At 56.3% G+C, this 26957-nt stretch carries 26 protein-coding genes; 4 read left to right on the top strand and 22 right to left on the bottom strand.

Annotated features, from left to right (window positions below):
* Window positions 1-12: 12 nt before the first annotated feature.
* From pufB (KKO72_RS03125) to KKO72_RS03040, 18 genes are all read right to left on the bottom strand, one after another.
* Complete coding sequence (pufB, locus tag KKO72_RS03125; RefSeq protein WP_078363860.1) at window positions 13-165, bottom strand: light-harvesting antenna LH1, beta subunit; 153 nt, start codon at window positions 163-165, stop codon at window positions 13-15.
* Entirely contained in the window at window positions 158-340 is a 183-nt protein-coding gene (locus KKO72_RS03120; RefSeq protein WP_214935351.1) for a hypothetical protein, read from the bottom strand. Before KKO72_RS03120 ends, pufB (KKO72_RS03125) begins: the two co-directional genes overlap by 8 nt.
* Window positions 340-1203 carry a carotenoid 1,2-hydratase gene (locus KKO72_RS03115; protein WP_214935349.1) on the bottom strand — a complete coding sequence of 288 codons (864 nt, stop codon included), beginning with the start codon at window positions 1201-1203 and terminating at the stop codon, window positions 340-342. The genes KKO72_RS03120 and KKO72_RS03115 overlap by 1 nt, the downstream gene beginning before the upstream one ends.
* Window positions 1200-2738, bottom strand: coding sequence for a 1-hydroxycarotenoid 3,4-desaturase CrtD (gene crtD, locus KKO72_RS03110; RefSeq protein WP_214935347.1), 1539 nt, complete (start codon window positions 2736-2738; stop codon window positions 1200-1202). The genes KKO72_RS03115 and crtD overlap by 4 nt, the downstream gene beginning before the upstream one ends.
* Entirely contained in the window at window positions 2731-3507 is a 777-nt protein-coding gene (locus KKO72_RS03105) for a hypothetical protein (RefSeq protein ID WP_143541603.1), read from the bottom strand. Before KKO72_RS03105 ends, crtD begins: the two co-directional genes overlap by 8 nt.
* Window positions 3508-3603: 96 nt before the next feature.
* A complete protein-coding gene (gene pufC / locus KKO72_RS03100; protein ID WP_214935345.1) occupies window positions 3604-4644 on the bottom strand; it encodes a photosynthetic reaction center cytochrome PufC in 1041 nt (346 codons plus the stop codon).
* Entirely contained in the window at window positions 4641-5618 is a 978-nt protein-coding gene (gene pufM / locus KKO72_RS03095) for a photosynthetic reaction center subunit M (RefSeq protein WP_078363865.1), read from the bottom strand. The genes pufC and pufM overlap by 4 nt, the downstream gene beginning before the upstream one ends.
* 16 nt (window positions 5619-5634) lie before the next feature.
* Entirely contained in the window at window positions 5635-6459 is an 825-nt protein-coding gene (gene pufL / locus KKO72_RS03090) for a photosynthetic reaction center subunit L (RefSeq protein ID WP_078363866.1), read from the bottom strand.
* Window positions 6460-6576: 117 nt separating this feature from the next.
* Window positions 6577-6777: a light-harvesting antenna LH1, alpha subunit gene (pufA, locus tag KKO72_RS03085; RefSeq protein WP_078366768.1), complete on the bottom strand. Its 201-nt coding sequence runs from the start codon at window positions 6775-6777 to the stop codon at window positions 6577-6579.
* Between the two features lie 11 nt (window positions 6778-6788).
* Window positions 6789-7013: a hypothetical protein gene (locus KKO72_RS03080; protein WP_143541604.1), complete on the bottom strand. Its 225-nt coding sequence runs from the start codon at window positions 7011-7013 to the stop codon at window positions 6789-6791.
* A gap of 30 nt (window positions 7014-7043) precedes the next feature.
* The gene (gene pufB, locus KKO72_RS03075; RefSeq protein WP_078363867.1) at window positions 7044-7187 is read right to left on the bottom strand and encodes a light-harvesting antenna LH1, beta subunit; all 144 of its coding nucleotides are present in this window, start codon (window positions 7185-7187) and stop codon (window positions 7044-7046) included.
* Between the two features lie 140 nt (window positions 7188-7327).
* The gene (bchZ, locus tag KKO72_RS03070) at window positions 7328-8806 is read right to left on the bottom strand and encodes a chlorophyllide a reductase subunit Z (protein ID WP_214935343.1); all 1479 of its coding nucleotides are present in this window, start codon (window positions 8804-8806) and stop codon (window positions 7328-7330) included.
* The gene (bchY, locus tag KKO72_RS03065; protein ID WP_251140416.1) at window positions 8806-10359 is read right to left on the bottom strand and encodes a chlorophyllide a reductase subunit Y; all 1554 of its coding nucleotides are present in this window, start codon (window positions 10357-10359) and stop codon (window positions 8806-8808) included. Before bchY ends, bchZ begins: the two co-directional genes overlap by 1 nt.
* 3 nt (window positions 10360-10362) lie before the next feature.
* Window positions 10363-11373: a chlorophyllide a reductase iron protein subunit X gene (locus KKO72_RS03060; RefSeq protein ID WP_078363870.1), complete on the bottom strand. Its 1011-nt coding sequence runs from the start codon at window positions 11371-11373 to the stop codon at window positions 10363-10365.
* Window positions 11370-12323 (bottom strand): chlorophyll synthesis pathway protein BchC, encoded by a 954-nt coding sequence (gene bchC, locus KKO72_RS03055; protein WP_214935341.1) that lies wholly within the window; start codon window positions 12321-12323, stop codon window positions 11370-11372. The genes KKO72_RS03060 and bchC overlap by 4 nt, the downstream gene beginning before the upstream one ends.
* 73 nt (window positions 12324-12396) lie before the next feature.
* Window positions 12397-13392 (bottom strand): acetylserotonin O-methyltransferase, encoded by a 996-nt coding sequence (locus KKO72_RS03050; protein ID WP_251140415.1) that lies wholly within the window; start codon window positions 13390-13392, stop codon window positions 12397-12399.
* 214 nt (window positions 13393-13606) lie between these two features.
* Window positions 13607-14512: a polyprenyl synthetase family protein gene (locus KKO72_RS03045; protein ID WP_214935336.1), complete on the bottom strand. Its 906-nt coding sequence runs from the start codon at window positions 14510-14512 to the stop codon at window positions 13607-13609.
* Window positions 14513-14590: 78 nt separating this feature from the next.
* Window positions 14591-14833 carry a hypothetical protein gene (locus KKO72_RS03040; protein WP_214935335.1) on the bottom strand — a complete coding sequence of 81 codons (243 nt, stop codon included), beginning with the start codon at window positions 14831-14833 and terminating at the stop codon, window positions 14591-14593.
* Here KKO72_RS03040 and KKO72_RS03035 point away from each other — a divergent pair.
* From KKO72_RS03035 to KKO72_RS03020, 4 genes are all read left to right on the top strand, one after another.
* Window positions 14832-15668: a B12-binding domain-containing protein gene (locus tag KKO72_RS03035; RefSeq protein ID WP_214935333.1), complete on the top strand. Its 837-nt coding sequence runs from the start codon at window positions 14832-14834 to the stop codon at window positions 15666-15668. The two genes, KKO72_RS03040 and KKO72_RS03035, sit on opposite strands and share 2 nt — an antisense overlap.
* Window positions 15669-15841: 173 nt before the next feature.
* Window positions 15842-17617, top strand: coding sequence for an ABC transporter transmembrane domain-containing protein (locus tag KKO72_RS03030; protein ID WP_214935331.1), 1776 nt, complete (start codon window positions 15842-15844; stop codon window positions 17615-17617).
* Between the two features lie 78 nt (window positions 17618-17695).
* Window positions 17696-17890 (top strand): hypothetical protein, encoded by a 195-nt coding sequence (locus KKO72_RS03025; protein WP_214935329.1) that lies wholly within the window; start codon window positions 17696-17698, stop codon window positions 17888-17890.
* Between the two features lie 24 nt (window positions 17891-17914).
* On the top strand, window positions 17915-18406 hold the full coding sequence (locus KKO72_RS03020) for a hypothetical protein (protein WP_214935327.1): 492 nt from the start codon (window positions 17915-17917) through the stop codon (window positions 18404-18406).
* 54 nt (window positions 18407-18460) lie between these two features.
* On the opposite strand, the gene KKO72_RS03015 is transcribed toward KKO72_RS03020, so the two are convergent.
* The 4 genes from KKO72_RS03015 to KKO72_RS03000 form a co-directional block, all read right to left on the bottom strand.
* Entirely contained in the window at window positions 18461-23221 is a 4761-nt protein-coding gene (locus tag KKO72_RS03015; protein WP_214935325.1) for an NAD-glutamate dehydrogenase, read from the bottom strand.
* 104 nt (window positions 23222-23325) lie between these two features.
* On the bottom strand, window positions 23326-23907 hold the full coding sequence (locus KKO72_RS03010) for an NUDIX domain-containing protein (RefSeq protein ID WP_214935323.1): 582 nt from the start codon (window positions 23905-23907) through the stop codon (window positions 23326-23328).
* Window positions 23908-23951: 44 nt separating this feature from the next.
* Window positions 23952-25439 (bottom strand): NADH-quinone oxidoreductase subunit NuoN, encoded by a 1488-nt coding sequence (nuoN, locus tag KKO72_RS03005; protein WP_214935320.1) that lies wholly within the window; start codon window positions 25437-25439, stop codon window positions 23952-23954.
* 35 nt (window positions 25440-25474) lie between these two features.
* Window positions 25475-26950 (bottom strand): NADH-quinone oxidoreductase subunit M, encoded by a 1476-nt coding sequence (locus tag KKO72_RS03000; protein WP_214935318.1) that lies wholly within the window; start codon window positions 26948-26950, stop codon window positions 25475-25477.
* Window positions 26951-26957: the final 7 nt, after the last annotated feature.

Here is a 26957-nt window from a genome sequence, read left to right as displayed (position 1 = left end):
GGTGTTATCTCCTTACTTGAGCCAAGGTGAGTAAATATAGGAAAGCAAATGAGCAAATGCGGCGATCATGCCGAAAATTTGCGTTCCCTGAATGAGATGCCGATGGATCTCTTGAGCTTCGGCTTCAGTCAGTCCCGTTGGGTAAACTTTGTCTGTATCAGACATGGTTATTCTCCTTGCAACGTGCAAAACCCGCACGAGGGTTATTTAAGGCCGGAATGGCCAAAAATTCATTATATTTGCTGTCACCCACTAATAGCTGCTCCACCGCAAAAATACGCAATAGTGGCGACAACAAAAAAACCTTTCCAATATCTTCCATATTTAAAACATCAATCACTAAAACCGTCTTGGCATACGCCAAGGTAGCATTGCCCGCACCACCGGAGACACAAGCCGTGGTATCGATAATGATTCGTGAAAACTGACGACTTTCTCACCCAATAACTCACTCTTCAAGAGAGATCTTTGATAAAAAGGCGTATCTTCAAGTTGTTCAGAAATCTCCACTGGTGCACTGCTACGAACACCTCTGCTCACCCGCCATGCAGTAGGAGGTAGTACTTTACGCCCTGGCGGGTCAAAATTGCTTACCTGTCCCTGACAATCAAACCGCAAAGCCAATATAGATTGGCTTTGATCCTTATATTTCATGTCATACAGTACTGCAGTACTGCCATTGCGCATCAAACTACGTGACCAATCCCATTCATGAAAACCATTTTCAATAGGTTCATCACCTTCATTTGAATCCAAATAGGCATTACCTTGCCACTTCTGAAAAGGTTTACTCAGATCGACTTCAATTTTGGCTGATGGTGCAATCGGACCCCAACGGTGTTTCTTCTGGGCATCCAGTGCAGTACTGAATCTAAACAGCTGACGAGGTTCAATACGAATAGTCCCGGTGATCTTGTGAGGAATCGGAGACCCAGTCTCATCCACACGTATCGTCAGGCTGGTCCCATCCCAATACATGTCACTTGGGCCAATCACAAACCTGCTGGCGCTGCGTGAGCAGTACTTACGACTGCGCTCCGTCATACACCACCGTTTGTTATTGCGGCTGTACAAGGCGACATTCAGAGCACAAAAATTATCAGGATCTGTTTTGCCGCTGCGTCTGGCCCAAGCGTAGTAAGGCGAAAAGACGCTGCCAACAAAGGCAATCAAGCTCAATCCGAATTGGCCGTCGTCACTCATGGCGTCAACATACCACCAGAGGTAGCCTCCGTTTGGGACAGCCTGGTCAAACCGAGGTTCTCCAGAACTGCCGCGGCCGCCAATCGCCCTGACATCGCAGCCATCGGCACTCCAGGCCCCGGATGGACACTCCCGCCCGCCAGATACAAACCCGGTATCGGACTGATCGCTCCTGGTCTCGAAAAAATGCTCAACCATCCGTGTGTCGCCTGTCCATAAAGTGCACCACCTGTGCCGGGGAAACGTTGATGAAAATGCCGAGGTGAGGTTCTAACCAACCGATTGGTATCCAACTCAATGTCCAAACCGCAGGCCCTGGCACGCCCAAAACTTGTTTCCTGCAACTTCTCAAGCAAGTCAGCTGACAAGCGCTCATCATCCGTATCACCAATCGCTGGTGCATTGACCAAACACAACAATCTTTCAGGTGTTTGCAAAGTCGCACCTGCGCCCCGGTCTTGCGCACAGACATACAGCGTTGGATCCGTGGGCAAACTTTGGCGAGTGAAAATATCCTCAAATTCCGTAGCGTACTGCCGTCCAAAAAACAGGTTGTGACGGTCCAACTTGAGACCTCTTGTCTTGGCCACAGCACACCAAGTGACGGCAGACAAAGAACGCTGTGCTTTGTGTGAAGAGAACGCCGCACGGCTTCGTGCCCCTAGCAACCCTTGGTGCAACGCCGACACATCACCGTTAAAAACAAGCGCATCCGCCGCCAGCCGTTCACCGTCGCGCAAGACCACACCTTTGACGTGACCCTGCTCAACCTGAATCTCCTGGCATTCCGTTTGGTAACGGAACTGCACACCGTTTTGTTTACACAGACGAACCAAACACTGGGCTAACGAGGTCATGCCACCCTGAACCGACCACACACCATCCATCTCGACCTGGGCGATCAAATTCAGAGTTGCCGGTGCCTGTAAAGGTGAGGAACCACAGTAAGTCGCATAGCGGCCAAACAGCTGGCGTAAACGCGGGTCCGTGAAGTGCCTGCCCAAGCTGTCCCACATGGTCCGCGTTGGGCCAACACGCGCCAGCAATGCCAAACCACGAGGCCCCAAACTCATCATGAACTTCGGTAAGTTGCTGGCTTGTGACCGAATGAAAGGTGTCTCCAGGCTCCGATACAGAGCCTTGGTCGTTTGGCAGAAATGACGGAATCTCTGCGCTTCGTCTGGACCAGCAAAAGCCTCCACAGCAGCCTCGCTAGCCTGCGGATCGGCAAACAAATCCAATGCGCTACCATCGTCCCAAAAGTGTTTGGCAAGAACTGGCAATTGAGACAGTTTGAGTTCGGTGTCGATGTCAGCCCCTACCGACTCCATCAGCTCCGAGAAAACCCACTTCATGGTGAATACCGTGGGGCCGGCATCAATGAAGCTTCCACCCACTTCCTGAGCACGCACTTTCCCACCGGCCTGCTCACTGCGCTCCACCACGGTCACATCAAGGCCCTGATGCCCCAAGCGCAAAGCAGCAACAAGACCAGCCACTCCTGCACCCACCACGACCACATGTTTGTCAGCCATGCTGGACCTCACGTGAGACGCCGTAGCGTTTGCCAAGCCACAGACCTGTCATGGCAAGAACCCGCATCCGAACAAACATGGACTCTGCAAAATAGTCATTTTTATATGCTGCAGTGATGGCGTGTTTGTGAGCCCCTGAGTGGGCATAGGCGACCATGGCATCCGTATCGCTCCAGAGACTAAACGTACATTGCCGCAACAGCGGGGCTTCGCCCAGTCCCATGGCGAGGTGACATCCTTTGGCAGTGTTGAGTTCTTTTTGAGCTGGTGGTGAGTAGCGCCAAAACGCAAGTGCCTTGGCTGGCCGAATGGTCCCCCGAGTCAACACAGCGACCAAGTTCCTCCCCGATTCAGACTCAGTACCAGTCTGATCCTGTGACGCCAACAAACAGTCAGTCGGAGTGACTCCCCAAACCTGCTCATCCCATTGCCCTCTGGCAGAGGTAACTGCCATCGAACTCAACCAGTGTTCGCGGGAATGTTCAATCATGGCCTGAACGTAGGGGCCTTCACAGAACTCATTGGCCTTTTGTTCATCCTCAAACAGACAAATCAAGCCTTGATGGCTGCCACTGGGACGCAAACCAAATCCACCTCCGTGCCCGCTACCCATCACTTTGGAAAACAGGAGCCCAGGTACATCCTTGAGTGCACCAGGACCTTGGATCAGCCGCATCCACCCCCAAGCCCGATGCTGGGTCAAATAGTCAACCAGCAGCACCACAACCACACCAGAGAGTGCGATAGATGGGTTAGCAGAGGTATTCACTGTCTGACCTTCAGTCTTTGTCAAAACACGACACCAAGCCGCCAATCAGCAATTCAACAGGCATGCTCATCATCAACTCGGTGTCAACGGTTTACTTCATTTTGCAGCGACAGTTGTCACCGCAGCAGGACGAGGACCGACCAACTCAGGATAGTCCTTGATGAAGGGTGTTCCGTGCAAAGGCTTGTAAACACCCTGGTGACATGTCGTGCAGTTCACCTTGGGAGAATCCCCTGTCGGGCCCAACCTGTTGGCAGGGAAAGCCGTTTTAAGGGGCTCAAGGTAGGCGACATTGAGGTCTCGGGCCATCCGAATACCGTGCCAGGCAACTGCGCGTTGTGGAGGATTGTCTGCCCAGTCACCAAAGGACCGCGTGTTATGACAATAGGTGCAATTCACGTTCAGCGCAGAAGACATGTGTGTCATCAAGCTGTAGGTGTATTCCGTCTGCTTGAGCGAGCTGCGATTGGTCCGATCCGGAAGTGCAGTGGTACTGTAAACGCGGATGTTCTTGCTTTCCAACAAGAAAGGCGTGAACGGGTCTGTTGGCGTAGCCATCAGTGCCACAGTCATCGAGGCGGTGTTTTGTCCAGCATTGTCTCCAATGAAGTTGGACCCATTGGCTTGCGGAGGCTCCTTGAACCAGATATTGGATGGCACCGGTTGCCCACGATGGCAGGTGAAACAGGTCACGCCAGTTGCCGCCACATGGGTCGTCCAGTCCGAATTGATGTGCCGGGTCATTTCAAGCATCCGCCGCGAAACCACCTTGGTGTACATCTTGTCGTCTGCAAAGTTCTGCAAATCATGGCAATACGCACATCCTTCCACAGGAGACACCCAGGCCGTTATGGCTGTCATCAGTCGGGTGAACTCAGCAACACTGACATCACCCAGGACCTTGACATTCTGAAAAGCCTGACTGGCTCGCGGCCCACTGGCGTCCGCAGCAGGTATCGCGTCAGGCAGCAGATTCTTGGCGTTGATGGCTTCCACCAAACGCGGGTTATAAACCTGCAGCATGCCGGTACCGCGATAGCCGCGTTGGATTGAATCAGGCGAAGGACGCTCACACCCCGCCAGCAACACCAACCCACCCAGGAGCAAGAGCTTCAGTGAAGTAGATGACAAGCTCATGGTTTCACTCCAATCAAGGTTGCGGGATCAACAACGATGGGGAAAACAGACGGCTGTGGCGGAACCACCCCATGTTTCATCGACCACAAGTACCAGTTGTCCACCACAGTGCCAGACAACAGGATGCCAATACCACCCACCAAGGGGCACAGCACTGCAAACCACCATCCCCAACGGTGGATGGATTCCATCGTCGCATTGATGCCCATGGTCCAACGCCAGAACAGTGCAGCGCGTTCAGAAGCACCACCGCGGTCAAAGATCTGTTCAATTTCCCGCTCGCCACCAAACCGGCTTACTGCCAAAATAGTAGCGCCGTGCATAGCAAATATAAGGGTTGAGCCGTAAAGGAAGGCAATAGACAAGGCGTGGAACGGGTTGTAGAACAGGTTGCCGTAGCGCAAGGAAAATGCAGCCGTCCAATCCAGGTGCGGGAAGATCCCGAAAGGCACCGCCTCACTCCAAGAACCCATCAAAACCGGACGAATGAAACCCAACACCAGATACAGCCAGATGGCTGCGGCAAAGGCCCAAGCGACATGGGTACCCATGTGCAACTCACGTGCCCGACGGTAGATACGCAGCCACCACAGAATCAGTGAAGCTGTCAGAAAGAATCCAGCCATCAGCCACCAGCCGCCCTGATTCAAAGGTGGCAACTTGAGGCCATACTCCGGCGGAGGTGGTTCCAACGCCAGCCAAAACAGTTGGCGCACAAATTGCACCGGGTCCCAGCCCACCGACGCGAGCATGTTCATCCCGACGATGAAAAATGCGATCGAAAAACTGACAGCGGCAGCAACCCCGAGTGTTCCGAGGTAGATCGGACCAATTTGGGCATTACCTAAGCGACCCAACAGATGAAACTGAACAGGATGGCCAAAACGCGGCTCATTTCCTTTGCCCAATGGCACACCGTGATGCACAGCGCCCGACGGCTGTACTGCAGTAAATAGATTTTGATATTCAGCCATGACGTGATCTCCTGACTTAATTCCAGATGGGCATGTTCAACCACCAACCCCACCATTCAGGCCATCCACGCGTCCAGAATGGTCCACTGATCACAATGCACAAGGCACTAAACAGCACGGCCGCCAGAGCCAGAAACAAACCAAGGCGGTGAATCCCCAGGGTACCAATTGAATAACCGATGATGTCGCGGAAGAACGTATCCTCAGCTTCAGGTGCGCAGACCTTCTCGCCCTTCTTGGGATTCGAGGCCGACACAATCAGCGAGCTATGCAAAGACAGAGCAAATGTGGTCCCAAAGAAAAAACTGATGGCCAGCATGTGGGCGGGGTTGTAGTGGAAATGCAGGTACTGATACCCCACGTTAGAAACCCAGTCCAAATGGCTGTAAATCCCATACGGGAAACCGTGGCCCCAGGCCCCCATCAGCACCGGGCGAATGACCACCAAGGTGACATAGGCAAAGATCGCAACACCAAACGCCAGGGGAACATGCAGACCCATGCCAAGTTTGCGGCAGATCTCAACTTCACGAAGCATCCAGGAAACAAAAGCGCCGATGGCACACACCGTGACCAACTGCCACAAGCCGCCCTCCATGAGAGGCGCGATCCCCAACCCATAAGACAAATCCGGCGGGGCAATGCTGATCTGCCAAAGGTTCCATGTCGGACCTTGCGATGCGCCCCAAAGAATCATGAACGTGCCCAACACAGAGAAAAACAATGTGGTGACACCAAAAAAACCAACGTAGAAGGGACCGACCCAAAAGTCGAACAGGTCACCACCTATCAAAGTTCCTCCACGAACTCTGTACTTCTTTTCAAAGCTGAGCATCGCCATGATTGCACCCGCCTAACTAGAACTGACGCATAGTCAATTCCAAATGTTTACTAAAACTGGGCAAACGACACCCAAAAGAGCTTTTGGGTCCGTTTGCTTTCCCTGAACACAGTCCGCTTAAGAGCCTGCTGCAGGAACTGTTGCCGGCAGGGGTGCGTTTTGCGTAGCAACCGCACCTGCCTTGTGTTGGCCATCGAGCCAGTTGAACTTGTTGGTACCGAGCAAGATCAGATGAATCATTGCAGCCAAAGCAAACAAGAAAACACCTTGAGCAACCATAACCCTGATAGGGTCGAAAAGACGCCAAATTCTCCACATGGTCATTTCTCCTAAATAATGTATGACATGAGTGTGTACACCGCTGAATTCACACCTTCAATAAGACCTTTGGAATTTTCTGCACCAGGCAAAAACGTTCTCCATTGCATACCAATCAGTGAAGCTGATACTGATGCAACAAAGAAAATGACAAATACCGGCGCAAAAATCATCCAGAAAGTCAGCGATTTTTCAACATGGAAAAACTCGCCTTTTACTTGAATGTTTTGATTCATGGCAACTAATCCTGGAATCAAACGATGGCGTTACAGCCAGGGTCGCCAAGCCCAAACAAGAATGTGCGCAACCACAGCAACTGCCGTGAATCCCACAAATCCTTGAACATAGAACTTGTGGAACTCCTGGGCTTCCTCGTCAGTCAGTCCGGAAATAGAGGTTTGATTCGACATGCGAATACTCCTTCACAAAAAAGCCTTTCGGCCGATGATGCGCACAACCCGCGCAACCTGAGTAGCCAAGATCTTTGACCTTGACATCTTGACGTCCAAGGCTGATGGCAGCCCCGGCACAGATCCATGCAGATCGAAACTCATGCATGAACCCCCAATCCCAACTCTTCGCCCGCACGGTCAACGTGCGACACCATGACTTTGTCCTGGTCTGATTCGCGGGCGAATTTTTCAGCCAAATCACGCAAGCGTTTGGCAGCAGAAATCTGTATTAACACGGGTTGGTTCTGAATCAGATCCCGCATCCGCGACTGCGCAGCCTCATGCCACGCCGCGTTCGGCACCACCACACCACGTGCATGTGTTGGATCGACACGATCCATGTCAACACCCAGCGGAAGGATGTGAAACAAAGCATCAAATAGGCTGTTGCACACCTCTTGGATGAGGTAACTTGCACCGCTGTAACCCATGAAAGGTGTGCCAGTATGGCGTCTGATCACAGCACCTGGGAACGAGGCCGGTATGAAGGAAGCACGCATCGGGCCCCCACCAGACATCTCGCTCAAATACATGCGCTCGTTGTAACTGCCAAACATGATCAGCGGTGTTTGCGTTTTGCACAAATCACGAATCTTCTGGTTATCCGTTTTGGCTCCGGCAGTGCGGGAAACGGCAAATTTGCACGGCAGCCCCATTTCGACGTCCAGGAAATTCTTCAGTCCCCGGGTATAGGTCTCGTTGGCGACCACGGCGAAACTGGCTGTCGAGAAAAAATCCTGTGTCACCGAGCGCCACAAATCCCAGAGTGGCTTGAGGGTTGTGTGCCGCTCACGTTCAATGAACGGCTCAGGGTCCAGGCCCAGCAACTCACCAAGTTGGCGCAAAAACAGCGTCGTGCTGTGCAGGCCGATGGGGGCCTGGAGGTAAGGCCGCTCAAGCGCTTCACACAACATCCGGCCAAACTCACGGTACATGCAAACATTGACATCCGCATTCACAAGGTTCGGAACATCAGCCAGATGACTGCCAAGCGGGAACACCATATTGACTTCCGCGCCAATACCCTCCACCAGACGGCGCACCTCGGCCAAATCGCTTGCCGAATTGAACACCCCATACGACGGGCCGATGATGTTGACCCGGGGCTTTTCTTCTGGGTGGCGTTCACTCAGTGATTTGCGCTGCGGCACTTTGCGCAAGCCGTATTCGCTCCACAACCAATAAATCGCCCGGTTGGCACATTGCCACTGATCCTCATCAATCGTGCGTGGCAGGAACCGCAAAATATTTGTCCCCTCGGGGGTCACGCCACCACCAATCATCTCGGCAATGGAGCCTGTGACCACAACGGCGGGAAGGTCGGGGTCCAGCACCGCGTGTGCACGTTTCATGGCCCCTTCGGTCCCTTCGCGCCCCAATTGTTCTTCACCCAAACCCGTCACCACAATCGGCAACTCATGGGGCGGCAAAGCATCCGTATAGTGCAGCACGGACGTCACTGGCAGGTTTTCACAGCCCACCGGCCCATCAATGATGACCTGCAGCCCCTTGATGGCGGTGAACACATACACCGCTCCCCAATAGCCACCCGCGCGATCATGGTCAAGGATGAACATCAGCCCATCTCCTCAGCTTTGCGCTTCTTTGACAAGCGGTCCAACTGCCGACGCGTCTCTGCACGAAACTCAGGGTGCTTCTCGGGAACATCCTCCCAAATGCCTGCGGTGTCACCCGAGCCCACATTTTCAAAAAATGCGGTCATGGTCTCGAACCGAGCCCGATTGCCTATGGCGGACTGAACAACCTGCACCAGGGAACCTACCCCGGCCACCCCCATTAAGGGACGCGCTGAAATCAGGTTGGTGAAATACAGTGCAGGAATGGACATCTGCTTGGCTTTCTGGACAACCGGGGTGGTCCCGATGGCGAGATCAGGCTTGAACTCATCCACCGCAGCCATGTCTTGCTCCAGAGAAGCGCGAAACTGGACACGAACACCCTTCGAAGCCAACCATTCGGCATCCAAACTGTTCCAGGGTGTTGCAGGACAGGCTGTACCGACATACTTCAAGTCGGCACCACACTCCACCAACAAACGACCAACCAGCAGCTCAGAGCCTTCATAACCGCTCAGCGTGATACGCCCGGCAATGGGTTGTGTTGCCAACACCGCCCTGATGGCAGCGCCAGCCTGGTTTTTGGCCACATCAATCTTGTCTTGAGCCACACCGGCTGCTTCACCAATCGCCTGCAACCAGGACAGGGTGCCATCCAGCCCCACCGGTGCGGAGCCCACCACGGGCCGACCTGCCGCCTCGAACTCACGCACACTGGCCGTATAAAACGGGTGAATGGCCGCAACAGCCAAGCAGTCCAACGCTGCATACAACTCGCGCCACTCACGGGTCGGCACCACCGGCCCTGCAGCCAGCCCCATCGGCGCCAACAGATGCGCGATACCCACCGGGTCAGCCGGAAACATCTCGCCCAGCAGAGTGATGGTGGGCAGATGAACCACGCCGCCGCGCGGCGCCTGCACGGGCCCACTTTGAACCTCATGCCGTGCATAACGCAACATCGCACCAGCTAAGACATCCTTCGCCTCAGCGTGTGTTGGCACGCCAAAACCTGGTACGTCGATGCCAATGATGCGAACACCGTCAATTTCCTTGGGCAACAGTTGCAGCGGAACCCCGCTGGCGGTAGGCACACAAAGATTGATCACCACGATGGCATCAAGTGTTGCTGGATCAGCTTGGGCGTGAACGGCGTCCCGAATATCCTCAAACAGTTTGCCTGTCACCAGGGATTCGGAGTTGAAGGGCACATACCCAACACTGCGGCGTGCGCCGTAGAAATGGGAGATGAACGTCAAACCATACACACAGCACGCCGAGCCCGACAGAATGGTGGCGGTTCTGCGCATACGCAGACCAACACGCAGCGCCCCAAACGCCGGGCACATGCTTTGCGGCTGGTCATGCGGCCCCGCATTCGGGTTGACTGGATAGTCCTTGGCGTACTGCAACAGAACTTCGGTTTTGCCAGAAGACCGCGCAGCAGACAACAACTTTTCACCCCCGGCATGGCAACCCATGCCATCACCTTCCAATGCAGTGGACTGCATCTCTGGCGCTTGAGCGAGGATGGTGGCTTCAGAGTACGACATAACTCAGGACGCGTCGTAAATGACTTCCAAGCTGGGCTTCACCACATCGTGGCGACCCACCATGTCAAAAGCAGTCGCAGGTTCCAACACCACATGACGACCCACCACATCGGCGCTGAACAGACTCAACAATTGGTCCTGCGTTTGCGGCTTGGGACGCACAGGTGGCGCTTCACCCACATTGGTCGCCAGTTGTTCAAACATCGGGCCCCACTCGCCACCAGGAATACCGATGATTTCGTAATTGGCACTTTTGCGACGAATATCTTCATTGGCAGGGATCGCAGCCAGAACAGGTATGCCCGCATTGGCCGCAAAGGCGGCAGCCTCGCCTGTGCCATCATCTTTGTTGATCACCATGCCGGCAACACCCACATTGCCACCCAGCTTGCGGAAGTACTCCACCGCCGAGCAGACATTGTTGGCCACGTACAGGGACTGCAAGTCATTGCTGCCAACCACAATCACCTTCTGACACATGTCACGGGCAATGGGCAGACCAAAACCGCCACAGACCACGTCACCCAGAAAATCGAGCAGAACGTAATCAAAACCCCAGTCGTGAAAGCCAAGTTTCTCCAGAGTTTCGAAACCGTGAATGATGCCGCGTCCGCCGCAACCCCGACCAACTTCCGGACCACCCAACTCCATGGCAAAAACGCCATCGCGTTTAAAGCACACATCACTGATGCTGACAGCCTGACCAGCCAGCTTCAACCGGGAAGATGTTTCAATGATGGTCGGACACGCCTTGCCGCCAAACAAAAGGCTGGTGGTGTCGCTCTTGGGATCACAACCAATCAGCAACACCTTCTTGCCCTGTTGAGCCATCATGTAACTCAAATTGGACAGGGTAAAACTTTTACCAATGCCACCCTTGCCGTAGATGGCAATGATCTGCGTCTCTTTGGTCGGCTGGGCCGTCGACACCTCTGGCAAAGGCTCCGACGCCTCTTGACGCAAACGCTCTACAAACTTGACGGGTTGCTCAGAAGGAATAGCCAAGTTGGTCATGCGTTGGCACTCCAATCCATAATCATTTTGAGACACAACGGATCACCAAAAGCCACCTCATAGGCCGCCAGGGCATTTCTAGGCGACTGGTGATGTGTGATCAAACCTTCCAGCGACAACCTGCCCGTGGTGACCAACTCGGTCACCGCCAACAAGTCGGCTCTTTTCCACTCTGCGGCAGTGCGAATTTGAGCCTCTCTCATGAACGCTGGCGCGTAGGCGAAATGCAAATCTTGCTTGTAAAAACCAGCCAGCACCACTTCGCCCCCCGGAGCCAGGCGCAAAATCAACTTGTCGAGCAAGTTGCTGTCGCCACTGACGTCATAGATGGCTTTGTAGTCCTTGCGTGGGTCATCATCGGGATGCACCACGCGGTAGCCCTCGGCACCGTCCATGCGCACAGCCTGTGTTTCCCAAACAGTGGGCTCAGGTGCACCAGCAGCCACCGTCAGGCGCGCCAGCAAACGACCCATCACACCATGACCCACAATCAGGTCCGGTGACGTGATCACTTCACGTTTGCCACCACCAGCTACGGCATGGTAGGCCGTAGCCGCCAAAGCCAGCAGAACCGCTTGCGCGCCAAGACTTTCTGGCACCGGAATAGCACGTTCCTGAGGCACAACCAAGTCAGAGGCCGAGCCGCCAAACAGGTTGCGAACACCCTGAAAACAGTTGGCACCCGGCAAAAACACCCGCTGACCCACTGACAGCGAGCTGTCGCCAGCAACCCTGACCACACGACCCACTGTCTCATAACCTGGCACCAAGGGATAACCCATGCCCGGAAACGCCGGCATGCTGCCATCCCACAACAATCTTTCCGTGCCGGTGCTGATGCCGCTGTACTCCACCTGAACATGAACCTGGTGGTCCATCAGCTCAGGCAAGTCCAAAGACTGCACAGACAAATGTCTGGGTTGCTCGAAAACGATGGCTTGTGCTTTCATAATTTAATTCTAGGTTGACATTCACATTTGTCAACTTGAATTTACAGTTTAATCATTTGCCTAGGGTAAATACCTAGATTGCCCCAGGCTTACGGGCCACCAGCAGCCGCGTGTGGATGGGCATGGCATTGGGAATCAACGCAACGCGCTCAAAGCCACTCTCTTGCAGCATGGCCGTCAACTCACTGGGGGTGCGGTAACGGCCAGCACCCATGGCCAGCAGGTACAGATGAAAGTAGGCGTCGCCCAGTGGTTTGTCACCCGGCTCCTGCGCCATGGGTTCAGCCAACAGGAGCGTGCCCCCCGCAGGCAGCGCCTGGTAGATCCTTTTCATGACGCCCAACACCGCGCCATCCGGATGGTCATGCGCCACACGTACCAAGGTCACCAGATCGGCCCCTTCTGGCAGAGCGTCATGGAAGAAACTGCCCGGGTGGTAGGACATCCGGGATTCGAGACCCAAGCTGGCATGGTTTTTCTGCGTCAATGCCAACACGGCAGGCAGGTCAAACAGTTTGAACTTGAGTTGTGACTCACGTTGCGCCACAGCGGCCACAAACCGCCCCATACCGCAACCCACATCCATCATGCAACGATGCTTTTTGAAAGAGTAGGCGCTCACAATCTCTTCGATCACAAAGTTCTGTGAAGCAGCCATCAACGCCGAATACCGCCCGACCTGATCGAGCTTGGCAACCGAATCCTGGGCCGGAGAGTCTGAGTGGGCATACGGCCAATAACCCGCCATGCCACCGCGCCAGGTGTCACGCAGAAAATCGAGCGGTTCAGTCATGTCACGGTAGAGCAGATGGTTGTGCTCAACCATGGCACGCACACCTTCATGGGCAGCAAGAGGTGCCCCAAGTGCTCCTAGACCAATACGAAAAAGGCTTCTATGCTCCAATAAACGTAGTGCAATGGCCGATAGAACAAGCCGCTGCAACACCGGCGCGGGGACCTGGCAGCGTGTTGACAGCTCCTCCAAGGTGACCGGCGCCTGGCGCACGATCGAGAAGATATTGAGCTTGACGCAGGACAACAGCACCTGGGAATGGACAAAGCCAGACATCAGATCAAAAACCTGCTTGGTCCTTCGGCGGGTGAACCAGCGTGTCAAAGGGTTGGAGATGGAGGTCCGATACAGGCCCGGCGACGTCATCCACGCGTCAATTTTCTGATGAATACCATCCATCCAGGACTGGCTTGTGATGCCAGCAGGGGACAGCCTGGCAAGATCCAAATGTTCCACAGTCAATGTCCGAAATGTGACCTATCCGACCCGTTCAAGCGGAGATGCTTTGGGGGGGTGCGCTCTGTTGGCTCCGATACTCGGCAAAGGCGGCACTGGGCACCAGCCGCTCAGCCTCACGATGCACCAGCTGCTGCAACAAACCACGGTGAGAGCACTGGGGGATGCAGTCAACAGCCTGCTCAATAAGCGACTGAAAATGCGCCATGGCACCGTCCAGACCGAGTTCACTGGCGGCACTGGGGCGAGCATGCAAAGCGTCCTGCCCCACAGGCTTGCCCATCAAAATAACTTGCCCCATGACATCACGGATGTCATCGGCCACTTGGTAGGCCTCACCCAGATTGGCACCCAAAGCTGCCCACGGGCTGGCATCACTGGCACACGACAAAGCCCCCGCGCAGGTGGCCGCCACAAACAGGGCGCCGGTTTTGGCACGCTGGTATTGGCCCAGGTCTGCTTTGACCTCACATTCCCAGGCCTGACCCGCCACTATGCCCGAAGGCAAGCCAACACCCGCGCTCAGGTTCTGCATCAAGGCCACCAGACGGTCCGGATAGGCTTGACCGGCATTGAGCAAAACTTGGTAGGCCATCACAATCAAGGCGTCGCCCGCCAGCAGGGCCAAGGGTTCCCCAAAGGCTTTGTGCACCGTTGGCCTGCCGCGGCGGATATCTGCGTTGTCAAATGTAGGCATGTCGTCATGCACCAGAGATGCGCAATGCATCAACTCGACCGCACAGGCCGCAGCATCCGTCAGCTCCACGGCGTCTTCACCACACGCCATGGCCACCGACAGGACCAACTGGGGTCGCACCCTGGCACCACCTGAAAAAACAGCATGGCGCATGGCCTCCACCAGCCTAGGGGGCGCACCCGAGCCAACGGCTCTGCCAAAGTGAAATTCCAGGGCGTTCTCAGCGCGCTTTAACAAATCCATAGGGCCTCGCTTTTGTGTCACATTAGCTTGACATTTGTGCAGCACTATATATAAGCGCCGCAACTTGTCAACAAATATTTACACATTTTTAATGTGCCTACTGTGCCCGGAGCGGATCAAGGGCTCGCTGTCCAGCTGACAAAGCAGAGCCTCAATACCCACAGAACGTTTCATGACAATACTTTCTTTCAAGATGCTGACTTGATTTTTGAGGTAGCCGTAACCAAACATTGGGGTTACTATCTTCAGCGTCCGGCCTGAATTCGTTTCCAGCCAGGTCCACTTAACGCTGACAGCGCGGCAACCTACAGAGAGCAACATGTTGAACAGTGCTATCCGTTTATCGGTACCCCGTGTGCCCATCAGGCCCGTCAACCCTGTGACAGAGGATGTGTGTTCGGGTTCACTGCGCAGTGTGATCGAGAGTCAGATCATCCCGCGGCTTTTGGAGGCCCACCCGCGGCCGGGGGCGGCCAACGCACAACACTTCAAACTGGCTTACCAGCCTCTGCAAGCCGAGATCGCCGCCTTTGCCGAGTTATGTGTGTCCCGTGGCTCTGACGAAGTGCTTGAGTTCATCGAAAAGCTGCTGCTGGACCACGTTGACAACGACAGCATTTTTTTGAACTTGATCGCGCCCGCTGCCCGCCACCTGGGATTGATGTGGGAATCTGAACGTGCCGATTTCAGCCAGGTCACCATGGGGCTGCTGCGCATGCACCAAATCACCCATCGAATTGGTTACGAGTATCAAAGTGGCCCGCAAAAGGCGGGTGTGTCCAAGCGGGTGATGCTGGCCTCGGCACCTGGGTCACAACACATCCTGGGCTTGGCCATGGTGTCTGAGTTTTTCCGCAAAGACGGCTGGCAGGTTGTCATTGAAGTGGCTGGCACGCCCTCCCAACTCTGCCATGCCGCCCGAAATGAATGGTTTGACCTAGTTGGCCTGTCGGTGGGCGTGACAGAACAGCTCGACCATCTTGCAGACCTGATTTCTGATCTGAAGAGGCAGTCACGCAATCCCAACATCCCTGTGCTGTTGGGTGGTCCGGTCTTTTCTGCGTTTGATCTCAGCGCTGAGAGTCTGGGCGCCGACGGCATTTCCACAGATGCCATCGAAGGGGTTCAGCTGGCATCGTTGCTGGTGGGCACTTAATACGCGCTGATCCTGCGGGGGGTGCGCAAACCCTGCAGCGCCAGAAGCGCGCAGGGAGCACAAGGTCAAACACCTGCACAGGCGGGTACCAACAACCAGGACACGTAAACTGGCTGGCTCCTGCTTGCATCTATGCGGTGGTATCACCGACCCCATGAACAGCACTCTGCCCCATGACTGAGACCGTCTCCCCCGCATCCAGCCCGACATCACTCTCCGGCCTCCTGCCCTTCTTGCGGCCCTACCGCCTGCGCATTGGCCTGGCCCTGGTGTTTTTGATACTGGCCGCCGCCAGCACGTTGGCCTTTCCATGGGCACTGCGCAGCCTGATTGACAGCGGCCTGGTCCAGACCGACCCCGGTGAACGCATGCTGGCGATGCGCGACCATTTCGCCTTGCTGTTCGGGGTTGCGGTGGCATTGGGGGTGTTCTCGGCGGCGCGCTTTTACATGGTGAGCTGGCTGGGCGAGCGCATCAGCGCCGACCTGCGCAACGCCGTTTACAGCCATGTGCTGCAGCAAAGCCCGGAGTTTTTCGAAACCACCCAGACGGGCGAGGTGCTGTCGCGCCTGTCGGCTGACACCACGCTGGTACAAACGGTTGTCGGTTCCTCACTGAGCCAGGGTCTGCGCAACCTGGTGATGGGCCTGGGCGCCCTGGGCATTTTGGTGTGGACCAACCCGCTGGTGATGGCCCAGGTGCTGCTGATGCTGGCCCTGATTGTGGTGCCGGCGGCGGCGTTTGGACGCCGGGTGCGCAAACTCTCGCGCGACAGCCAGGACCGGGCCGCCGACTCCAGTGCCATAGCAGCCGAGGTACTCAACGCGATTCCGGTGGTGCAAAGTTATACCGCCGAAGGACGAGAGACAACGCGCTTTATCCAGGCCACCGAGACCGCGTTTGAGGTGGCAGTGCGGCGCACCCGCACCCGCTCGGGCCTGGTGGCTTTTATCATCGTCGCCACCTCGGCGGCGCTGCTCTGGGGCTTGTACCAGGGCACACAGGCGGTGCTGGCCGGGCGCATTTCGGCTGGACATCTGGGCCAGACCGTGGTTTACGTGATCATTCTGGCCAGTGCCTTTGCGGTGCTGAGCGAGGTGTATGGCGATTTGTTACGTGCCGCCGGAGCGACTGAACGGCTGATGGAACTGCTGGCCAGCCAGTCCCCCATCACTTCGCCCTCTAATCCGGCTGTAGCCCTTATATCCAAGGAGGGCAGCGCTATTACTTTTGAGAACATCACTTTTCATTACCCGTCGCGGCCGAATCAGGCGGCGTTGCGTGGTTTTTCATTACTCGTCAGTGCGGGGCAGACCGTGGCCCTGGTCGGGCCCAGCGGCGCCGGTAAAAGCACGGTGTTTCAGCTGCTGCTGCGGTTTTACGACACCCAGGAAGGCCGCATCCTGCTCGACGGGGTGGCCACGCGCGAGCTGTCGTTGCAGGACTTGCGCCAGCACATTGGCATCGTGCCGCAAGATGCGGTGGTCTTCTCAACCAGTGCGCTCGAGAACATTCGGTATGGCAGACCGGATGCCACAGATACCGAGGTCAAGGCGGCGGCCGTGGCTGCGTTCGCAGATGGCTTCATCACCAAGCTGCCCCAGGGCTATGACACCTTCCTGGGCGAACGGGGGGTGCGCCTGAGCGGCGGGCAACGCCAGCGTATCGCCATTGCCCGCGCCATCTTGAAGAACCCACCCCTGCTGCTGCTGGACGAAGCCACCAGCGCACTCGACGCCGAGAGTGAACGCATGGTGCAGGCGGCGCTGGAATCCGCCATGCGTGGCCGCACAACCCTGGTGATTGCGCACCGACTGGCAACGGTGCAAAAAGCCGACCGGATTGTGGTGATTGACGCGGGTCAGCTGGTAGAACAGGGTACCCACAACGAGCTGGTGGCCTTGGGTGGGGTCTACGCCGGACTGGCGGCACTGCAATTCCATGCATGACGGCATGGCATTTGAAAGTGATTGAACATCGGGCTCAAGACTTGTAAACTGGCCCTCTGACTGCGACAGGAGTACACCATGGAAATTTCAAGCACCCGGACGTCACCCACGCAATCCACCCAACAGCCAACGCAGCTACAAAAAACAAAGCAAACAAGCGAGCAGGAAAAAGGGCAGAAGGCAGAAACAAAGCCTGCCGAGACACCCCCCCAAAAACCGGTGGTCAACACCCAGGGTCAAACCACCGGGCGACTGCTCAACGTCACTGCCTGATTACCACCCAGCACAGGTGCCATCATGGCCGCCTTGGCAGCCACCAACAGTGCCACACCGTCGTTGCAGTCCACGCTGCTCAAAAGCCGTGTGCAACAGGCCAGGCGTGAGGCCGACCAAGCCGAAGCCAACGCCGAAAACCTGCGTTTGCAAGCAGAAGAGCAAGACCGTGTGGTGCAGCAAGCACGCCAGCGGGCACAAAACTTTGAGAAACAGGCTCAAACAACGCCCAGCGCCGCACCAACAACATCCCAGTCAAGCCCAACAACACAGCTGCAGAGCCAAACCACCTACGAAAGCACTTTGGCGGGTGTGTTTAACTTGGCCAAACCGATTCTGAAAGTCGACTTGTCAACCACCCAGAAAAATATGGTGAACAACAGCCTGTTCACACTGGCGGCACAGACCTGGGCAAGCCAAGCGTCACCCTCGCTTGCCCTGCAAAAAAACTACAGCCAACAAGCGCAAACAACGCCTGAGAAAACCACGGGGCGTTTGCTCAACACCTCGGCCTGACCCGGCTGTTCATGTGCCGTCACGGCCTGCGACTCCTGAGCAGGTCACAACACATCAGGCTAAATGCCGCAACTCCCGCAAGGCCACCGAGACCGGAGCCAGATCTGGCGCTTGTGCCCCAATGGTCTGCAACAGCTGGCGCAAACGTCCGATCTGGCCAGCATGCCGTGCCGACCAATCGTCCACGCTGGTGTGCTGCGTCAACACGGTCTGGGTGATCTGCCCCGCCATGGCATAAATGTCGTCTCGGGCACTGCTGCGCGCCTGGGTCTGCCACAGGGTGTCTGTCGGCAGGCGGTTGATTTGTGTGCGCCAGCCCGACAAATCCAGGGTGACCGCCACCGCAAAATAGGTTCGTGCGGCCTGTTCCAGCGGGATATGGGCCGACGCACTGAGGTCCACCAGATCCAGGGCAGGAAACGCAAACTCGAGCGAGGTCAGTCGTCGCGCCAGATCAACGGCCACACCCTGGTCCACCCACTCCTGGGTCATCTGTTGCCAGACCTGTTGGGTGGCCTCAGGCAACCAGTCATCCAGGTGTGCACGCAACTCACTGGCACCAGGTTGGTAACGTGTAATCAGGGTCGGCAGATCTGTCGCCTTGTCACGTTTGCGCAGCATCCAGCGTGACGCACGTTTGGCAATCGACATCAGCTTGCCCAGCAAATTCAGCTGCAGGGCGCTGGGGATCTGGGCATCCAGAGTGTCAATCTGGTCCCACAGCGTTTCCAGGTCAAAAATCTCTCGCGCCAAGGTATAGGCGCGCACCACGTCAGCGGTTTTGGCGGCGGCTTCTGCAGCCAGGAAGTTGACAAAGGTCGCGCCCATGCGGTTGACCAAGGTGTTGGTCACATGAGTGGCGATGATCTCGCGCTTGAGGGGGTGCGAGGCTATGGCAGCGCTGAATTTTTCTGTCAGAACTTTCGGGAAATAAGCTTGCAGTGAACGGTTGAAAAACAGGTCGTCTGGCAGGTCACTGGCGATCAGATCGTTGAACACAGCAATCTTGGCATAGGCCAGCAACACCGCGTTTTCAGGAGCGCTCAGTCCTGTTGCTGTAGCTCGGCGCAGCCTGATCTCTTCGTCCGCGGGCAAAAATTCGATGGCCCGGTCCAGTCGGCCTGAACCCTCCAGCCACTGCATGAGCCGTTGTTGAGCATCCAGGAAATAGCTGGGGCGATGGCAGACCACGTCCAGCGCCTGGGTTTGGTAATAGTTGTCCGCCAGCACCAGATGACCCACTTCCTCGGTCATGGAGGCCAGCAAATCGTTGCGCTGCTTGAGGGTCATGTCCCCCGCCTCAACCACCCGGTCCAGCAGGATCTTGATGTTAACCTCATGGTCCGAACAGTCCACCCCAGCCGAGTTGTCGATGGCATCGGTGTAGATCAGGCCACCCTTTTGGGCGTACTCAATACGCCCGTTATGGGTACACCCGAGGTTGCCCCCTTCCACCAGCACTTTGCAACGCAACTCCGAGCCATTCACGCGGAAAGCGTCACCGGCTTTGTCACCGGCCTGAGCATGGGTTTCCCGGGAAGATTTGACATAGGTGCCGATGCCACCGTTGTAGATCAGGTCCACCGGTGCCTTGAGCAAGGCATTGAGGAGCTCGACCGGTGACAGCTCTTGAACCGGTATCCCTAGCACCGCCTGTGCGGCCACCGACAGCCTGATGGACTTGGCGCTGCGTGAATACACACCGCCACCGTCCGAGATCAAGGCCTTGTCATAGTCGTCCCAGCTCGAACGCACCAGGCCAAACAGACGTCGACGCTCGGAAAAACTGGCAGCCACATCGGGATTCGGGTCGATGAAGATATGCCGATGGTCAAACGCAGCCACCAGCCGGATGTGTTCGGACAACAGCATGCCGTTGCCAAACACATCACCGGACATGTCACCGATGCCGACCACGGTGAACGGCGTGGTTTGGGTGTTGATGCCCAACGAGCGGAAATGCCGTTTGGTCGACTCCCAGGCACCTCGCGCGGTGATCCCCATCTTTTTGTGGTCATACCCCACGGAGCCACCCGAGGCAAAGGCATCCCCCAGCCAGAACCCGTAGTCGGCAGACAGGCTGTTGGCAATGTCCGAAAAACTCGCCGTACCCTTGTCCGCCGCGACCACCAGATACGGGTCATCCGGGTCATGGCGAACCACCCGCTCTGGCGCCACCACCTGACCTTGGACCAGGTTGTCGGTCAGGTCCAGCAAACCCGAGAGGAAGAGGCGGTAACACGCGATACCCTCGGCCAGGGTGGCGTCGCGGTCAGACGGATTAGGCGCCGCCTTGAGAACAAAACCGCCTTTGGAGCCGACCGGCACAATCACCGTGTTTTTGACGTGTTGCGCCTTGACCAGCCCCAAAATTTCGGTACGGAAGTCCTCGCGCCGGTCTGACCAGCGGATGCCACCGCGCGCCACCTTGCCATGGCGCAGATGCACCCCCTCAAAACGTGGGGCGTAGACCCAGATCTCATGCTGTGGCTTGGGCTCGGGCACACCCGGCATCTTTTTCGGCTCGAACTTGAAGCTCAGATAAGGCTTATGGAGCCCATCCACCGTGGTCTGCCAGGCATTGGTGCGAACCGTTGACAGCATGCTGTTGTAAAACTGGCGGATAACGCGGTCTTCTTCCAGGCTGGCCACCTCACCGAGCAAACGTTCAATGTGCTCTGATAGTCCTTGCTGGGCCGCGTCACGGTCTCCCGCCAGGTCGGGGTCAAAACGCGTCGCAAACAGATCAAAAAGCAGCTGGGTAAGTGCCGCGTTTTTGCGCAGTGTGGTCTCGATGTAGGCCTGGCTGAAGGCAAATCCAAGCTGCCGGAAGTAGCGCGTGTAGGCGCGCAACACCGAGATGGCTCGACCGTCCAGCTGGGTGACCAGCACCAGCTGGTTCAACCGATCACTGTCAAATTCGTTGCACCAAACCCTTAGAAACAAAGACTCGAAGCGTTCTTTGATGATGGAAAAGTCGGTGTTGTCGGGTAACAGCAGGCCCAGGTCGTGAATCCAGAAGTGGCGCTGTGCCCCCGCCTCAATCACCCTGTAGGGATGTTCGTCCAACACCCGGGCACCCATACATTCCAGAATCGGTAGCGAATCTGACAAAGCTAACTTGCTGGTGCTGTACATCTTCAAACGAACAACATCTGGTTTGGGCTGGACCGGGCGGTAAAGCCTGACCGCCAAGCCCACACGCTCGGACAGTGTTGACAAGACCAGCGCATCGTCGGCCGCCACCAAGCCAGAAAAATCTTCCTTGTAACTGGCGGAAAACGCGTCTGCAAACCGTTTGGCCAGCGCCAGGCCAGCTTCTTCGCCATGGATTTGTAACAGCGCCAGCTTGCAGTCGTCCTCCCAGCGCCGTGCCAGCGTGGCGATACGGGCCGCCAAGGCAGGCTCATCCAGATGGGACGCCACAGCTTGGGCGGTGCGAATCAGGTAGTGGATGCGCGCCATCGGATGGTCCGTCAACATCGGCGTGAACTCGACCGATTGACCATCCAGGGTGCGCACCAGTTCCTCCCCAATACGCAGGCGCAACTCGGTGTTGTAGCGGTCGCGTGGCACATAGACCTGCACCGAGGTGAAACGGCAAAAAGGGTCGTGGCGCAAGAAGACACAGGTGCGCTGGCGCTCCTGCAAACGCAGGATGCCAATCGCATGCTGGATCAGGGTGGGTGTGTCCACCTGGAACAACTCATCACGCGGATAGGCTTCCAGGATGGCTTGCAGCGATTTGGCGGCGTGACTTTCAGGCATCACTTCGGCGGCCCGCATGACCTGGGTGATGCGCAGCCGCACCTGAGGAATGTCGGCAACCGGTGCCGCGTAGGCTTTGGAGGTGTACAGCCCCAGAAAGCGGGTTTCCCCCACCACCCTGCCCGCCTCGTCAAACCGCTTGATCGCCAGACAATCCAGCCAGGCCGGGCGGTGCACCGTGGAGCGCGTCATAGCCTTGGTGGTAACCACCAACTGATCTGTCTCCAGGATCGCCTGTGCTTCCAAAGGCAACTGGCTGACCGGTTTGAGGGGATCTCCCCGCAAAATGCCAAAGCCGGTGTGAGGGATCGCCGTGAGGTGAACAAGCTCCCCCTCACGCGATACGCTGTAGTCACGAGCACCGAGAAAGGTGAAGTGTTGTGCCTCCAGCCAGCGCAGGAAGGCCACACCTTCGGACATGGCTGCCGTACGCTGAGGTGCTTGCTCGGACACGTCGATGACTTCCTGCAAACGGGCCAGCATCGCGGGCCAATCGCGGACAGCGGCCGACACGTCTGCCAGGACACGCAGCAGATCATCCTGCAAAGCCTGGCGCTCTGGCTCGGAGATGATGCGGTCACACTCCACCACAATAAAGGACTGGACGGCGCTCTCGGCCAGCGCTGCCGGATTGGCATGGCGAACCTGACTGAGCCGTCGCTGGGCGTCCAACTCAATCACCAGCAGCGGATGAACAATCCAGTGTGCGGTGTATCCCGCCCGGTTGACCGCCATCGTCACCGAGTCCACCAAAAAGGGCATGTCGTCCTGCACAATTTGAACCACGGTGTGATCACTCACAAATCCGTCTTCGGCAATGCTCGGGTTGAAGACTCTGACACGTGCGCCCGACGGGCTCGGTGGCAGCTCCAGCAAACGCAGATGGGCACAGGCCATGGCCATCAGGCAATTTGGCCCGCGAGCCTCTATTTCATTGGGGTCTGCGCTATAAAAATAGTTAGCAACAAAATCTGCCAGGACGTGGCCGTGGAGCCCGATGTTCTCACGCGCAAAGTTGCGTAGCGCCGCCAGAGAGGTGTCGTTCATCACTGTCTCCTGTATCTGCCCAGAAGGCAAGACAGACTGATCAACACCGGAGAAATCAGGGAAGTGATCGCTGCGGAGGTTGTCAGCAGATCTGTGTCATCAGGCTAAGTTGTTTCAAACCAGTCCAGCGTCCACGCGCCGGAAAACACGTTTTGGAGCCACAAGGCGGCCAGCAAAGTCTTGGCGTCGGTGATCTGCCCTTCGCGGCACCAGGTCAGGAGCTCAGCCGGCGTGGCGGTGAACACATCCAATAATTCGTCGGCGTCCAGCTGTCGGGCACCAGCAGTCAGGCCCTTGGCAAACCAGATGTCGATGACCTCGGTCGAATAGGCTGCCACCGGATGCATCACACCGGCATGCGCCCAGAAGCGCGCCTGGTAACCGGTCTCCTCACGCAGCTCACGTTGGGCACACTGAAACGGCTCTTCGCCAGGATCCTTCTTGCCAGCCGGAAACTCCACCATCACACGGTTCAAGGGGTAGCGAAACTGGCGCTCCAGCACCAGGCGCACCTCACCCTGGGCATCCTCGATCAGTGGCACCACCATCACGGCGCCAGGATGGACCACGTATTCCCGGGTTGTCAGAGCCCCATTGGACAGCTCGACGGTGTCACGCAAAACATGCAGGAAGCTGCCCTTGCACAACTCTGTGCTGCCAACCCGTTTTTCCTGCAAGTGCTCCATGTCGGCCTCTGGGTACAGATGGAAAGGTCAGAAGCGGCTGGCGGTCAGGTGGCCAGCATCTTTAGCACGGCATTGGCACACAGTGTCATCAAACCACCGGGCAACAGCCCCAGGACCAACAACAAGGCCGCGTTGATGGTCAGCACGGCACGCACATCCATGCCTGCGGTCAAAGGCGCCGTGTTGAGTGGCGCATCAAAATACATCACTTTGACCACGCGCAAATAGTAGAAGGCGCCAATCAAGGACATCATCACCGCATACACCGCCAAGGCGATGTAGACCGTTCCACCCGTGGCCACCAAGGCCTCCAAAACAGCCAGCTTGGCATAAAACCCAACCATCGGGGGAATACCTGCCAAGGAGAACAGGCACAGTGCCATGATGCCAGCGTAGAGCGGGCTGCGCTGGTTCAAACCTGCAAAGTCAGCAATCTCTTCACTCTCGAAACCTTCACGCGACAGCAGCAAAATGACACCAAAACTGGCCAAGGTTGTCAACACATAGGAGACAACATAAAACATCGATGCACCGTAGGCATTGCCAGCCGCATCCGCATGCCCGCTGACCACACCAGACATCATGCCGATCAACACAAAACCCATGTGTGAAATGGTGGAGAACGCCAGCATCCGCTTGACATTGGTCTGAGCAATCGCCGCCAGATTACCAATGGCCAGCGAGGCCACAGCCATCACCATCAGCATTTGCTGCCAGTCCACCGCCAAAGGCAAAAGCCCCTCGACCAGCATACGAATGAACACCGCAAATGCGGCCAACTTCGGGGCGCCAGCCACCATCAAGGTGATCACGGTCGGCGCACCTTGGTAGACGTCTGGAATCCACATGTGAAACGGCACCACACCGAGTTTGAACGCCAGGCCGGCCACCAGAAACACCAGACCAAAAATCAGAATCTGGTGATCAATCTGCCCACCGTTGATCGCCTTCAACACCTGTCCCAAATCCAGACTGCCGGTTGCACCGTACAACATCGACATACCGTAGAGCAACAAGCCCGAAGCCAGCGCACCCAGCACAAAATATTTCATGGCGGCTTCGGTCGACAGCACGTGGTCGCGGCGCAACGCCACCATGGCGTAACTTGAGAGCGTCAACAACTCGATACCCATGTAGATACCCAAGAAGTTGTTGCCTGAAATCATCACAAACATGCCCAGCAATGAAAACAAGCTCAGGGTGAACAGATCACCACCGCGCAACATGTCGCGGCCAGCAGCGTAGTCTCGTCCATAGACCAGCACCACCATGACAGCTGCTGCGGCAAAACACTTGAGCCAGTGGCCCATGGCATCGTTGACCACCATGTTGCCAAAAGCATAAACGGTTTGGCCGGAAGTCGCAGACGCAGCCTCCAACGCTACCACCACCGAGAGTGTCACCAGCGTGAGCCCATAGGTTGCACCCCGCTTGGCACTTTTGACCGACAGATCAAACAGCAGGATCACGCAGGCCATGACCAACAGGATCACTTCTGGAATTACAGCCATCAAACTGAGTTTGTCAAACATGTGTGTCTCTTGTCTAGGGAATCAGATTGGATAACTCAGGGCAGCTTGGACTGGGCCACATGCCTCAGCAACTCAGCCACGGAGACATCCATCACATCGGTGAACGGTTTCGGGTAAATGCCCATGTACAGCACCGCAATGGCCAGCAAAGCCAGAAAGAAAAATTCGCGCTTGTTGATGTCTGTCAGATGTTTGACATGGTCGTTGGCCACCGGTCCCAAGTAAACCCGCTTGAACATCCACAGGGAGTAAGCCGCACCAAAAATCAAGGCACTGGCCGCTGCCATACCCACCCAGAAATTGACCTTGACGGCACCGAGGATCACCATCCACTCACCCACAAAACCAGCGGTACCCGGCAAGCCGCAGTTGGCCATGACGAACAACAAGGCAAAGGCGGTGAAGCGCGGCATGGTGTTGACCACACCACCATAACTGGCGATCTCCCGGGAGTGCATGCGGTCGTACAACACACCGATCGACAAGAACATGGCAGCCGAAACAAAACCGTGTGAAATCATCTGAACGATGCCACCCGAAACCCCAAGCTCATTAAAGATGAAGAAGCCCAGCGTGACAAAGCCCATGTGAGCCACCGAGGAATACGCCACGAGCTTCTTCATATCCCGCTGCACCAAGGTCACCAGACCCACGTACACCACGGCCACCAGCGACAAGCCAATCATCAGGCCCGCCCAATGGTGTGAGGCATCTGGCGCAATCGGCAGCGAGAACCGCAGAAATCCATACGCCCCCAGTTTCAACATGATCGCAGCCAGCACCGCAGAACCGCCTGTGGGGGCCTCTACGTGCACATCTGGCAACCAAGTGTGCACCGGCCACATCGGCACCTTGACAGCAAACGCCGACAAAAAAGCAAAAAACAACAACGTTTGCGCTGTGCTGTCGAGCGGCAACTTGTGCCACGCCGCCAGATCAAAGCTGCTGCCGGACTGCACATAAAGATAAATCAGGGCCACCAGCATCAACAAGGAGCCGAGCAAGGTGTACAGAAAAAACTTGAAGGACGCGTAGATCTTGTTCGGACCACCCCAGATCCCGATGATCAGGTACATCGGGATCAGCGTGGCTTCAAAGAACACGTAGAACAACATGCCATCCAGTGCACAGAACACCCCGATCATCAAGCCGCTGAGGATCAGGAAAGCACCCATGTACTGGTTCACCCGGCTGGTGATCACTTCCCAAGCGGCAATCACCACGATCACATTGATAAAGGCGGTGAGCAGCACAAACCACAGCGAAATGCCGTCTACACCGAGGTGATAGTTGACGTTGAAACGCTCAATCCAGGGCGACAACTCCACAAACTGCATCGCTGCCGTTGAGATATCAAACTGCAGGTACAGCGGCAGGGTCACCAACAAACTGAGTACAGCCCCAAACAAGGCCAACCAGCGCACAGTGCGGACTTGGTCCTCCCGCCCCATTGCCAACAGAACGACACCAAACAGAATTGGCATCCAAATAGCCAGGCTCAAAAAACCCATTTTTATC

It is taken from the genome of Rhodoferax sp. U11-2br, assembly GCF_018619435.1.
Classification (GTDB): domain Bacteria; phylum Pseudomonadota; class Gammaproteobacteria; order Burkholderiales; family Burkholderiaceae_C; genus Rhodoferax.
Note: the sequence above shows the minus strand (reverse complement) of the source record. Positions and strands in the feature narration are given on the sequence as shown.